The organism is Streptomyces sp. NPDC093544 (assembly GCF_040683495.1).
Classification (GTDB): domain Bacteria; phylum Actinomycetota; class Actinomycetes; order Streptomycetales; family Streptomycetaceae; genus Streptomyces.
In genome coordinates, this window is the sequence record NZ_JBFBEA010000023.1 from 93,490 (window position 1) to 106,720 (window position 13,231).

Genomic DNA, 13,231 nt, shown 5'->3' on the forward strand with positions numbered 1-13,231 from the left:
CTGTCCGGAGGTCCTACCGCAGGACCACCGACTTGATGATGACCGGCTTGCGCGGTCTGCCGTCGGTGGATCCGTCCGCCGTCCCGGCCAGGCCGATCTCCCGCAGTACGTCCATTCCCCCGACGACCTTCGCGAACGGAGTCCACTGGGGTGCCATGCCGACGTCGGGATCGGCGTAACTGATGAAGAACTGGCTTCCGTTCCTCCCCGGTTCCGCCTTGGCCATCGCCACGGTGCCCGCCGGATAGTCGGCGCCGTCGAGATTCTCGTCGGGGAAGAAGTACCCGGGGTCGGCTTTGCCGTCCCCTTTGACGTCGCCGCATTCCAGGACGTAGATCCCCCGGGTCGTGACGCGGTGGCATTCGCTGCCGTCGAAATAGCCCTCGCCGGCCAGGAAGGAGAACGAGGTGGTTGTGCAGGGCGCGTCGCCGGTCAAGGCCTTGAGCGTGACCTCTCCTCGGTCGGTGACCAAGGTGGCGGTCAGCGGGCGGGCAGCCTTTTCGGCGTCGAAGACGGGGATGCCGGCGGGGTTTCCGCGCCCGGTGGGCGTGTAAGAACACGATGCCTGCGGCTTGGAATCGGAGTCCCAGGTGGTCAGGGAGACCGACATCCAGGTCAGTGCCGAGCCGGCTGCCGTGACGGCGAGGGCCGTCGTCGCGGCAGCGGCCATACGGTTCCCGGGCCGTGCGTAATCCCTCAGTTTTCCTGGCCATTTACCGATGGGCATTCATTCCCCGATCGTGGTGGGTTGCACTGGCCGACACGACGCCGAGAGCGTATCCAGGCGTATTTGGATCAGGGTGGGCGACACACACCATTCCCGTTCCGGCGTCGGCGACACACGCCATCACCGTTCCGGCGTCGGCGACACACGCCATTACCGTTCCGGCGTCGGCGACACGCGTCATTCCCGTTTCGGCTCGGCGCGCCTCAGGCCTTCATGCCGGGGAGCTGGAATTTGATGTGGATCGTGAATCAAACGGTATGCCTCAACATGATCGTCAAAGACGAAGCGCCGGTGATTCGCCGCTGTCTGGAATCCGTACGTCCTCTCATCGATACGTGGGTCATCCTGGACACCGGCTCCACCGACGGCACTCAGGACGTCATCCGTGAGGTTCTCGGGGATCTGCCCGGCGCTCTGCACGAGCGGCCCTGGAAGGGTTTCGACGGGAGCCGCAGTGAAGCGATCGATCTCGCCCGCGACCGTGCGGACTACCTGCTGTTCATCGACGCCGACGACCTGATGGAGGTGGCGGAGGGGTTCCGTATGCCGGAGCTGACCCACGACGCCTATCGCGTCGCCCTCCACGACGGGCCGATCATCCACTGGCGCCCGGCCCTGGTCTCGACCCGGCTGCCCTGGCGCTATGTCGGTGTCCTGCACGAGTACCTCGACTGCGGGAAGGAGTACAGCCGCGGGACGTTCAAGGGCGCCAACATTCTCTCCGTGGGAGGCGGGGCGCGCCTGAGGGAAGGTCAGCGGAAGAAGTACCTGCGCGATGCGGAGATCCTTGAGGAGGGCCTGGTCAAGGAGCCCGACAACGCCCGCTACGTCTTCTATCTCGCGCAGAGCCGGCGCGACGCCGGCGAGCCGGAGAAGGCACTCGCCGCCTACGACCGCCGGGCGGCCATGGGCGGGTGGGACGAGGAGGTCTTCTGCGCCCATCTCTATGCCGCGCGGCTCGCGGCAGGGCTCGAAAGGCCGGCCGCCGAGGTGATGGACCGCTATCTCCGCGCCCACGAGAGCCGGCCCTCGCGCGCCGAAGCCCTCGGCGATCTGGCGCGCTTCTGCCGCGAGAACGGCCCGCGCTGGCCGCTGGCCCACCTCTTCGCGAAGGCCGCGGCGCAGATCCCGTATCCGAGCGACATCCTGTTCGTCGAGTTCGACTGGTACGACTGGCGCGCACTCGACGAGCTCGCGGTGGCGGCGTACTGGACCGGGAATTACGAGGAGTCCATGGCCTGCTGCGAGCGGCTCCTCGACGGCGGGAAGCTGCCCGACGGACAGCGCGAGCGTGTGACCCGCAACCTCGAGTTCGCCCGAAGCAAACCGACCGAATGCGAACTGGTGAACGCCTGACCTCGCCGGGGTCACGCAGAGGCAGACGGGCGGCCGAACGGCAACACCACTCCCGGCGGTTCGGGCGGGGAGACCGTAGACGCAGGAGCCCCGGGCCTTGTGAAGGCTCGCCGGTAGGCGGCTCCGAATTCGCTGTCGCGCACGCATCCATCTGTGGATGCCCGGTACGCCGATATGTTGATACCTCCGCGAAATTCTTAAGGCGTTGCTCCTGCGATCCGATGTTGCCGGAGGAGGCTCGAACGTGCTTCCGGTATGGAATCTCGAACGTGCTTTCGGAACATCACTCGATCCACATCGTGAGGAGCAGTGCATGAGACCTGAACACCGGAAACGATCCCCATTCGGTCCGCTTCCCCTACGGAACGCATGGCTGGCCGGCGGCACCATCGCCTCGCTCGCACTCGTGTTCTCGAGCATCGCGACCCCCGCGGGCGCCATGGCGCGCACCGCCGATCCGGCCACCGAGACCACCGTGTCGAGCCCGTCGACAGGGGACCCCTGCAAGAAGCCGAGGCCGAAGCCAAGGCCGAAGGGGATGACCGTCGGGCCCGTGGCCGACTCGGCCCACGACAAGTGCAAGGTCGGACCGACCGGGCCTACGGGGCCCACGGGTCCGACCGGCGCGACGGGTGCCACGGGCGCGACCGGTGCGGGTGCGACGGGTCCGACAGGTCCGACCGGGCCCGGAGCCGGTGCCACAGGCCCGACGGGTGCCGTCGGCGCGACCGGCCCGACGGGTCCCGCGGGTGCGACCGGCGCCACGGGCCCGACCGGACCGAAGGGTGCGACCGGCGCAACGGGTGCCACCGGCGCCACGGGCCCCTGCACCGACATCGACACCTACGAGCCCTCGGACTCCGAGGAGTTCAGCGCTCTTCTCCTCGACGGCGTGGCGTACGCCGGGCGCAGGGACAACCAGCCGGATCTGGGCGACTACGCGTGGACGAACCTCAGCGACAACGGGAGCTACCCCGACAACGCCTGTGGCATCTCCATCTCGGCCCAGGGCAACGACTCCTCGATCAAGGTCGTGACCACGGAGGGCGACATCTGGGAGACGCTGGGCGACACGAACGGCAACAACTTCGACTGGACCGAAGAATGGCACCCGGTGGACGCACCGACGGTCGTGAACCGCGCCATCATCAAATCCAAGGGCGACCTGAACATGATCGGTTCCCTGAACGGACTCCCGGCGAACAGGAAGGGTTCCTGACACCCTCCTGACCCCCGCATACCCTCGGCGCCCCGGGGTCGCAAAGCCCCCGGGGCGCCGCACGGTCATGCGGTCAGGACAGTGACTTGTAGCCGCCCCAGCCGGTGCCGATCTTCGTACGGGCCCCGAACGACCCGGCACCGTTGCCGTAGTTGCGCCAGAGGTTGCCGCTGGTGTCACGGGAGACGAGGTCGGCCTTGCCGTCGCGGTTGAGGTCGCCGACTCCGACGATGACGTTGTAGGAGCCGCCCCAGTCGGCGAACAGCTTCACGCGGGCCGCGAAGGTGCCGTTGCCCTTGCCGTAGTACCGGTAGAGGGCGTTGGCCTTGTCCTGCGCGATCAGGTCGCCGATGCCGTCGCCGTTGAGGTCACCGACGCCGACGACCTTCTTGTACGTCTTCCAGTTGTCGTAGAGCTTCACGCGGGCGGAGAGCTTGCCGGTACTGGTGCCCTTGTAGAGGTAGACGGCGCCGGTGGAGGTGTTGCGGGTGATCAGGTCCGGGTGACCGTCACCGCTGATGTCTCCGGGCGAGGTGAGGATGTCGTACTGGTTCCAGCCGCTGGTACTGAGCGTCGTGTACGACGTCGACGGCTTCAGCGCCGCACCGCAACCCGGCTTGTAGAGGCGCAGGGCCCCGCTGCTCAGCCGCACCAGGACGTCGTTGCAGCGATCGCCGCTGAGGTCCCCGAACGGGATGGCCTTGATCGTGGTGGCCCAGCCCGTGCCGGTCGTCTTCTCGGAGAACTTGCCGCCCCCGGTGCCGAGTTGGTAGGTCAGGGCACCCGAGGAGCTGAGGGTGAGGAGGTCGCCGTCACCGTCCGGGTAGCCCTCGATGCTGTCGAAGTCGTGGCGTACCGCCGCGCCGCCCTCAACGTAGGTCATGCCGGTGGCCACCGTGGCCGCCGTGGTGCTGCCGAGGCCGGTCGCCCTGAGGGTCCATTTGAACTCCCCGTTGGGGAAGTAGGTCCCGTCCGTTGTCTTCCCGTTCCAGGCGGTCTCCAGCCAGGCTGTGACGGCGCCGCCGGTGACCGTGCGGGTGGCTTTGCCGGTCTCGCCGCTCTGGACCGAGGTGAAGGTCAGGGACCACGAGGTGACCGGGCGGGAAAGCAGCCAACTCCCGTTCCAGGTCTTGGAATCGGTGTCCGACGACTTCGGCGAGAGGTAGTAGTCGCCCAAGCCGTCGAACAAGGTCGGGGCGGACGGGGTCACCCCGGTCGTCGCGACGTGCGCCCGCTCATAGGTGTCGAACCAGGCGACGAGGCCCGTGTACTCGTCCACCGCCCAGCGGAAGCGGCGGTCGACGGCCAGGCCTGAGTCCGGGAGCCCGGCGGCGAGCACGCGGGTGGAGCCGGTGGTCGCGTCGGTCAGTACGAGTTCGTCCGTGGCGTGGTCGTGGCGCACGGCGAAACCGTCGCCGAGCAGCACGTCACCGGGCTCGGTGGCGACCGACGTACCGGCCTTGGTGTCGTACACGCCCGCCGAGGTCGTCCCGCAGGCCCAGTACACCCAGCGGCCCGCCGCCTGGAGTTCGGTCGGGATGCAGCCCGCGCCCGGGATGGTGACCGTGGAGAGGGTCTTCTCCGAGGTCAGGCTGTACGAGGTGATCCTGCCGGCGGTGGTGGTGGCGCTCCAGAGGGTGGTGCCGTTGAGGGCGGCGGCGCGGGTCGAACGCTTCAGCAGTTGACCCTGGTTGAAGTTGCCGACGTACTGCGTGGGCGCGGTGCCGCCGGAGTTGTAGACCGCGTAGTCGTCGGAGACGTCGACGGTCGCGCCGCCCTGGGGCGCGAACTCCAGCTCGACGACCCCGTTGCCGTCACCGATCTTGACCAGGGTGTCCCCGGCCGAGGTGCCGCTGACGTCGGCCGCCCTGAGATAGACGTCCTCGGGGTAGTAGCCCCGGTTGCCCCACACCACCGAGCAGCTGGTGCCGGGGTACGGGCACGCGGCGGCGACCGAGGAGCCCGCCGTGGCGGCGGAGGGGGTCAGAGTGCTGCCGGCGTCCGTGGTCAGGGTCCGGACCGATGTGGTGTCACTGGTGGTGGAGGAGGGGTTGTTCTCGGCCACGCGCAGGCTGCCACGGCTGAGCGCGAGGCCCGTCTTGTCGTTCTCCGTCGCCGGGATCTCGCGCACCTTCGTCAGCTCCAGGGAGCCGTCCGCCGCCTGGCTCGCTCGCTGCACCCACCAGTCGGTGGCGCCGGTGCCGCCCGTGACGAGGGCGTCGTCGCCGGGGGCGGGAATCGCGTACTCGCCGGCGTCGGCCGGCAGGGTCCGCGTGGAGCCGTCGGCGAGTGAGTGAGCAGTGATCGCCGTGCCGCTGCCGGTGCGCGTGTTCGTGGGCAGCAGCAGCCAGTCGCCGATCAGGACCGGCTCGCCGTCGAGAGTGCCGAGGGCCGGTTGGCCGATGATCGTGACCGGCGGGAGGTCGACGACCTGTTCCGCCCCGGCCGGGTCGGTACGGGACTTGAGGTGGAGGTCGCCGGTGTAGGAGTCGTACCAGCCGAACCGGTCCTCGCTCTGTACGTGGAACGCGTTGGCGTCGAGGTCGGTGAAGGCCTGGGTGACGACGGCCGTGTCGACGTCGATGTAGAACAGGGAACTGCCGGACGCCCCCAGCACACCGCCGGAGTCCGCGGCCACGATCTCGGAGGCACTGATGCTGAACCCGTTGCCAAGGCCGGTGATGGTGCGAGAGCGCCGTACGCCGTCCACGGTGTCGATCAGGGTGCTCTCGGTGACGACCGTGTCCCCGGCCAGTGCCCGGTATTCGTAGGAGGACGTGAAGGTCGACGTCTCGCGCGTCGCCGGGTCCCAGAGGGTGACGGACTTGGTGGTTGCGGCCGTCGGCAGGGCGACCAGGTCGCCGTCCGATCCGTACCAGGCGGTCCGGCACGTCGAGCCGAGGGACGCGCAGGGCGCCGAGGGCGTGTAGACGCCGCTCGAGTTCTCCACGGTGACGGTGGCACCGGTGGCGTAGTCCGTCCACAGCAGTCCGGCGACCCCGCTCTGCCGGTGCAGGAAACCGGTCTCGCCCGCGCTGAGCGGCCGGTCGGCGCGTGGCGTGGTCGAGCTCGGGTCGACGAGCGTGATCTCCGTGGTGCCGGCGGCTTCCGTGGTGACCGCCTCGGCGGAACCGCCGCCCTCGGAGTAGATGGTGACGGCCGCGACGGTGACCGCGAATGCGGAGACGGCGGCGGTCAGACCGCCCCGTCTCAGGGCGTGTCTGCCCACTTGAAAGTCCCTCCCCGCGAGGGTCCCCTCCCTCGCACAAGAGAGCGGATGCTACCAGGGAGTTACGAGGTCGGGCCGCCGGGACGCCGCGCGCTCAGGTGTCGTACGAGCCGTCCCAGGGCTCGCCGAAGCCGAGGCGGTCCGGGTAGAGCTCCGCCCAGGTCTCGCCCTCGTCCTCCTTGAGGACCAGGCCGAACAGGACGCCGTCGACGGTGACTTGGAAGGGGCGGATCGCGATGTCCATGTAGGAGCGCCGGGGGAGGCTTCGCAGGAGTTTCCCCAGGTGGGCCTCGGCTCGGGCGAGGACCGAGCCTTCGGCGTGCGGGGCGTGGTGCTGCTCGGCCCAGGTGCCCGCGCACCAGATCTCCGAGTCGCGGTACCGGCCCTCGGCGTCGAAAGTGTGAAGCACCGTGTAGAGGCGCTTGTGCTCTTCCCAGCCGTCGTCGGGACGGAACCCTTCGGGGAAGGCGTACGTGACCGACGCCAGGAACTGACCATCCGCGTAGCGGCCGATGGCCTCGGTGCGGTGGTGTGGTTCGTAGGCGATCGGGATGACCTCGGGGACTGCCATGGCGAAACCATACGGGTGGTCGCGAACATGCCAGCGCCGGGGGCGCTTTCCAGCCCGACGGATTTTGTGAAGAGGCCCGGCTCCACAAGGATGCCGGGCCCACCTCACAACACCGTGACTACTCCGGTGCGCCGCCGAAGCGCTCCTTGTACGACTCCAGATCCTCGTCCGTGATCTTGGCGAAGAGGACCGGGGGAACGGTGAAGGCCGTACCGGCGGGGACCGCGGTCAGCGCCTTCGCCCCCTGTGCCGTCACCCAGGTCGCGGTGTCGTCGGCAAGGGAGAAGGCCGAGCGCATGGCCGCGGCCGAGGCCGGGATGAAGGGCTCCGACACCACCGAGTAGAGGTGGATCAGGTTCATCGCCGTACGCAGGGTCAGGGCCGCGCCGTCCGGGTCGGTCTTGATCTCCAGCCAGGGGGCCTTCTCCTCCAGGTAGGAGTTGCCCGCCGACCACAGGGCGCGCAGCGCGGCCGCCGCCTTGCGGAACTGGAGCGCCTCCATCTGGGTCTCGTACTCCGCGAGCAGGCCCGCGATCTCCTCGCCGAGCCGCGCCTCCGCCGCACCGGCCTCCGAGCCCGCCGGGACCTCGTCGCCGAAGCGCTTGCGGGAGAAGGACAGGACCCGGTTGACGAAGTTGCCCAGCGTGTCCGCCAGGTCCTTGTTCACCGTCGCCGTGAAGTGCTCCCAGGTGAAGGACGAGTCGTCCGACTCGGGGGCGTTGGCGATCAGGAAGTAGCGCCAGTAGTCGGCGGGCAGGATGTCCAGGGCGGCGTCGGTGAAGACACCGCGCTTCTGGGACGTGGAGAACTTTCCGCCGTAGTACGTCAGCCAGTTGAAGGACTTCAGATAGTCGACCTTCTTCCACGGCTCGCGGACGCCCAGCTCGGTCGCCGGGAACATCACCGAGTGGAAGGGCACGTTGTCCTTGGCCATGAACTCCGTGTAGCGGACCGGGTTCTCGCCGGAGTCGGCGTCGTACCACCAGGACTTCCAGTCCCGGTTCTCCGGTTCCAGGTCGGACCACTCCTTGGTCGCGCCGATGTACTCGATCGGCGCGTCGAACCAGACGTAGAACACCTTGCCCGCGGCGGCCAGCTCCGGCCAGGTGTCGGCCGGGACCGGGACGCCCCAGTCCAGGTCACGGGTGATCGCGCGGTCGTGCAGGCCCTCGGTCAGCCACTTGCGGGCGATGGAGGAGGCGAGCTGCGGCCACTCGTCGCTGACCTCGTCGATCCACGCCTCGACCTCGTGCTGCAGCTTCGACTGGAGGAGGAAGAGGTGCGTGGTCTCCCGGACCTCCAGATCGGTGGAGCCGGAGATGGCGCTGCGCGGGTTGATCAGGTCGGTCGGGTCCAGGACGCGGGTGCAGTTCTCGCACTGGTCGCCGCGCGCCTTGTCGTAGCCGCAGTGCGGGCAGGTGCCCTCGACGTAACGGTCCGGGAGGAAACGGCCGTCCGTCGGCGAGTACACCTGACGGATCTCGCGCTCCTCGATGAAGCCGTTCTCGTTCAGGCGGCGGGCGAAGTGCTGGGTGATCTCGCGGTTCTGCGGGCTGGAGCTGCGACCGAAGTAGTCGAAGGCCAGCGCGAAGCCGTCGTACACCGCCTTCTGCGCGTCGTGCGCCTGCGCGCAGAACTCGTCGACCGGGAGGCCCTGTTCCTTCGCGGCCAGCTCGGCCGGGGTGCCGTGCTCGTCCGTCCCGCAGATGTACAGGACGTCGTGACCGCGCTGGCGGAGGTACCGGGAGTACACGTCCGCCGGGAGCATGGACCCCACCATGTTGCCCAGGTGCTTGATCCCGTTGATATACGGAAGGGCGCTGGTGATGAGGTGTCGAGCCATCGCGGGCTGCTCCCAAGTCGGTACGTGGGGTGACGATCGTCGTTTCAGGTCGTGTCGTCGATCGTCTTACGAACCTTGAAATTCTAGCCGACATGGGTAGGCCGCCCGCTTCCCGTTTTACGGGGTGGGAAGCGGGCGGCCGTGGTGAGTCGCTGGTGGGGTTACGGGCGCCAGTTCGCCAGTACGCCCTCGTAGACCTCGGCGTCCGTCAGTTCGCGCGGGGTCGGGCCCGCGTGGAAGAAGGCCGTGTTGTCGGTCTTCAGTTTGCGGAGGTAGTCGAAGGCCTTGTTGTCCTGCTCTCCGAAGGCGACGAAGGAGAAGAAGACGGCGGGGTGGTTCTTCGCCGCGTCCGTGAGGGACTGGGTGGCGGGGGTCTTGGCGTCCGGGGCGCCGTCCGTCTGGAAGACGACGAGGGCGGGGGCCGTGCTGTCCGACTTCTGGTAGTGCGTGAGGACTTCCTCCACGGCCGCGTGGTAGCTCGTACGTCCCATGCGGCCGAGGCCGGCGTGAAGTTCGTCGACCTTGTTCTCGTGGTCGGTGAGGGTCAGCTCGCCGGTGCCGTCCAGCTCCGTGGAGAAGAAGACGACGTGGACGGTGGCCTCGGGGTCGAGGTGGGCGGCGAGGGCGAGGGTCTGCTCGCCCAGGGCCTGGGCGGAGCCGTCCTTGTAGTACGCGCGCATGCTCGCGGAGCGGTCGAGGACGAGGTAGACCTTGGCTCGGGTGCCGGTGAGGTTCTGGGTCTTGAGGGTGGTGGCTGCTTCGGCGTAAGCGGTGAGGAGGCCTGCGGGTACGTCGGCCTCGGCGGCGGCCGGGGTGAGGGCCTCAGCCTCGGGCTCCGGGGTCTTTTCGGCCTCCGGTCGGTGGGTGGGCACCTGGCCTTCGGCCGGGTCGTTCTTCCCGCCCGCACCACCCGTGACCGTTTCGTCGGCGGGTGCGGGTTGCCCCTGTTGGGGCTCATCGCCGTCGGCGGCCGCGGGCTCGTGCGCTTGCACGTCCGCCTGCTCGTCCGCCTTCGCGGCGACCGGAGCGGGGTCCTCGGCGGCGGCGACGACGGTCGGCTCGGCCGCCGCCGCTGCCGCAGGCTGCTCCTCGGCCTTCGGCTCCGAGATCTCCGGGGTCTCCTCGATCTCGGTGGGCTCCGGAGTCGCCTCGGCCTTCGGCTCCGCCTCGGTGACCTCGGCCTCCGGCTCGGAGACCTCCGGGACCTCGGCGACGGGCGCAGGCTCAACGACCGGTTCGGGCGTCTCCACCTCAGCCGCAACCTCGGCTTCCGGTTCGACAACCGGCTCGGGCTCGGCCTCGGCTTCGGGCTCAGCCTCAGCCGCGACCTCCCGTTCGGCCTCGGCTTCGGGCTCGACCACCGGCGTCGGCTCGATGACCGGCGTGGGCTCGATGACCGCTTCCGGCTCGACGACCGGCGTGGGGACCACTGCCTCGGGCTCGATCACCGGCTCGGGTGTCTCCGGCTTGGCCTCAGCCGCGACCTCTACCTCAGCCGCGACCTCCGCCGCAGCCGCCGGCTCCGGCGTCCTAGCCGTCGGAACCGTCACATTGTCGAACGCCGCCGACACCAGCTCGTCCACCACGGACTGCTTGGGCTCGGGGGCCGGAGTCGGAAGCTCCGTGGCTGATTCCGGCTGGAGTTCGGTCGACGGTGCCGGAATCTTCGGCTCGGCCTCCGGTGCGGGAGCCTGTGCGGAAACCTGTGCCGGAACCGTCGGAGTCGAAGCCTCCCGCGAGGTCTCCCCGTCGGTGTCACGGCCCTTGCGTGAGCGGCCGAACGCATTCCGCAAGACGGTGAGAATGCCCATGTGCGCAACCCTTCGCGTGAGTTGGTGCCCGTCAATCCCTGGCCAGGACGGACACGTAAGGTTAGCGGTCACAGCTGGTGATCTTCGGCAGGGGCGGAGTACGGGGGCCGCACTCGTCAAGACCGCGTCCCCGACGCGACCCGTGACCGGCCGCACAAGCGCCCTCAGTAAGCGCCTTGAGTAAGCTCTCTCGGCCGACCAGTCCCCGACGCTACCCGCGTTACCCCAACACCCCTCCGGATCGCACGGGTTCACCCTCCGTTCATTCCGCTGGCCTGTTTCCGCACATACGCACCACCTAGCGTCATGCTCAAGCCAAGGGACCGTATGGGGAGAGCAAAGTGCGCAGACTTCTGCCGTTGATCGGAACGCCCGACTCGCATCCCGGCGGCAGATCGGCGATGACCTGCCTCTACCGCTGTGGCAACGCCTGTTTCCACGAGATACCGAACCCCACCGAGAACGAGTACGTCGGGGACGTGATCGCCACCGCGCTGAGCCGCCGTTCGATGATGCGGGCCGCGGCCGTCGTGACCGTCGCCACCGCGGCGGGCACCGCCGTCATCGGCACCGGCGCCCCGCAGGCGCAGGCGGCAACCGTCGAGACGGCCTCCAAGAACGACAAGAGCGACCAGAGCGCCAAGGCCGCCCGCGGCCTCCGTTTCACCCCCGTCGCCCCCAACCTCACCGACGCCGTGGTGATCCCCGACGGGTACGCCCAGAACGTCGTGATCCGCTGGGGCGAGCCCATCCTCCGTGGCGCCCCCGCCTTCGACCCGGACAGGCAGACCGCCGCGGCACAGGCGGGCCAGTTCGGCTACAACAACGACTTCCTGGCGCTGCTGCCGCTCCCCGGTGAGCGAGGCCGCCAGATCCTCGTGGCGAACCACGAGTACACGGACGAGGTCCTGATGTTCAAGGCGTACGACGCCGCGAACCCGACCCGTGAGCAGGCCGAGATCGCCTGGGCGGCACATGGCCTGTCCGTCGTCGTGGTGGAGGAGGACAAGCGGAGCGGCAAGCTGACCGCGGTCCCCCGTCACCACCTCAACCGCCGTGTCACCGCGACCACCGAGTTCAAGGTGACCGGGCCGGCCGCCGGCTCGGCACTCCTCAAGACCTCCGCCGACCCGACGGGCAGGAAGGTCCTCGGCACGCTCAACAACTGCGCGGGCGGCGAGACCCCTTGGGGCACGACGCTGCACGGCGAGGAGAACTTCAACCAGTACTTCGCCAACAGCAGCCGCCCCACCGACGCCCGCTACGGCATCGGCACCGGCGCCACCGAGCGCAAGTGGGAGCGTTTCGACAGGCGTTTCGACGTCGCCCAGGAGCCGAACGAGGTCCACCGCCACGGCTGGGTCGTCGAGTTGGACCCGTACGACCCCACCTCCACGCCCCGCAAGCGCACCGCGCTGGGCCGCTTCAAGCACGAGGGCGCGACCGCCCGCCTCACGGACGACGGCCGCCCGGTCCTGTACTCCGGCGACGACGAACGCTTCGACTACTTCTACAAGTTCGTCGGCAGCAAGAAGATGAAGAAGGGCAGCTCACGCGCTGCCCGCGAGCACAACCTCACCCTGCTCGACGAGGGCACGCTGTACGTCGCCAAGCTCACCGGCGACTCCCCGGCGGCCGAGATCGACGGCACCGGAAAGCTGCCGGCCGACGGCGAGTTCGACGGCAGTGGCGTGTGGATCCCGATCGCGACGGCCACTGCGAAGGGCGCCGTCTCGCACGTCGAGGGCATGACCGCCGAGGAGGTGTACGTCTTCACGCGCCTCGCCGGTGACAAGGTCGGCGCGACCAGGATGGACCGACCCGAGGACATCGAGCCCTCGCCGACCAGCGGCAAGGTGTACGTCGCGCTGACGAACAACACCAACCGCGGTGTCGGCAGCAACACCAAGGCCGACGAGGCGAACCCGCGCAACGCCAACAAGCACGGGCACGTCCTCGAACTCACCGAGCGCCGCAACCGCCCCGAGAGCACGACCTTCGCCTGGTCGCTGTTCCTCGTCGCGGGCGACCCGACCGACCCGGCCACCTACTTCGCGGGCTTCCCGAAGGAGAAGGTCAGCCCGATCTCCTGCCCGGACAACGTGGCCTTCGACCCGCACGGCAACCTGTGGATCTCCACCGACGGCAACCAACTCGGCTCGCACGACGGTCTGTTCGGTGTCGCGACCAAGGGCGACCGGCGCGGTGAGCTGAAGCAGTTCCTGACGGTCCCGACCGGCGCGGAGACCTGCGGCCCGCTCGTCCAGGACCGGCGCGTGCTCGTCTCCGTCCAGCACCCGGGCGAGATCACCGGCGCGACCGTCGAGAAGCCGGCGAGCATCTGGCCCGACGGCCCCGGCAGGATCGTCCGCCCGGCCGTCGTCTCGGTATGGCGCAAGGACGGCCGCGACATCGGCGTCTGATGGCAGTGCAGTTACGAGGATGGGGGCGTCGCCCCTCGCCCAAGGGGCGCCC

The 13,231-nt window shown here is 69.0% G+C and carries 8 protein-coding genes; 3 read left to right on the top strand and 5 right to left on the bottom strand.

Features of this window, described 5'->3' with window-relative positions; translation table 11 throughout:
- Positions 1 to 13 precede the first annotated feature (13 nt).
- Complete coding sequence (locus tag AB0N66_RS31310; protein WP_365441331.1) at positions 14 to 670, bottom strand: peptidylprolyl isomerase; 657 nt, start codon at positions 668 to 670, stop codon at positions 14 to 16.
- A 324-nt stretch (positions 671 to 994) separates the two neighbouring features.
- Between AB0N66_RS31310 and AB0N66_RS31315 the strand changes: the two genes are divergently transcribed.
- On the top strand, positions 995 to 2,083 hold the full coding sequence (locus AB0N66_RS31315; RefSeq protein WP_365441334.1) for a glycosyltransferase: 1,089 nt from the start codon (positions 995 to 997) through the stop codon (positions 2,081 to 2,083).
- 313 nt (positions 2,084 to 2,396) lie between these two features.
- Positions 2,397 to 3,302: a hypothetical protein gene (locus AB0N66_RS31320; protein ID WP_365441336.1), complete on the top strand. Its 906-nt coding sequence runs from the start codon at positions 2,397 to 2,399 to the stop codon at positions 3,300 to 3,302.
- Positions 3,303 to 3,375: 73 nt separating this feature from the next.
- Here AB0N66_RS31320 and AB0N66_RS31325 read toward each other — a convergent pair whose 3' ends face one another.
- The 4 genes from AB0N66_RS31325 to AB0N66_RS31340 form a co-directional block, all read right to left on the bottom strand.
- Positions 3,376 to 6,531, bottom strand: a complete 3,156-nt coding sequence (locus AB0N66_RS31325; protein ID WP_365441338.1) for a VCBS repeat-containing protein — start codon at positions 6,529 to 6,531, stop codon at positions 3,376 to 3,378.
- A gap of 94 nt (positions 6,532 to 6,625) precedes the next feature.
- On the bottom strand, positions 6,626 to 7,102 hold the full coding sequence (locus AB0N66_RS31330) for a hypothetical protein (protein WP_365441340.1): 477 nt from the start codon (positions 7,100 to 7,102) through the stop codon (positions 6,626 to 6,628).
- Between the two features lie 118 nt (positions 7,103 to 7,220).
- The gene (gene metG, locus AB0N66_RS31335; protein WP_365441342.1) at positions 7,221 to 8,945 is read right to left on the bottom strand and encodes a methionine--tRNA ligase; all 1,725 of its coding nucleotides are present in this window, start codon (positions 8,943 to 8,945) and stop codon (positions 7,221 to 7,223) included.
- Positions 8,946 to 9,106: 161 nt separating this feature from the next.
- Entirely contained in the window at positions 9,107 to 10,756 is a 1,650-nt protein-coding gene (locus AB0N66_RS31340; protein ID WP_365441344.1) for a VWA domain-containing protein, read from the bottom strand.
- 341 nt (positions 10,757 to 11,097) lie between these two features.
- Here AB0N66_RS31340 and AB0N66_RS31345 point away from each other — a divergent pair, with 341 nt between their 5' ends.
- Positions 11,098 to 13,179, top strand: coding sequence for a PhoX family protein (locus AB0N66_RS31345; RefSeq protein WP_365441346.1), 2,082 nt, complete (start codon positions 11,098 to 11,100; stop codon positions 13,177 to 13,179).
- Positions 13,180 to 13,231 lie beyond the last annotated feature (52 nt).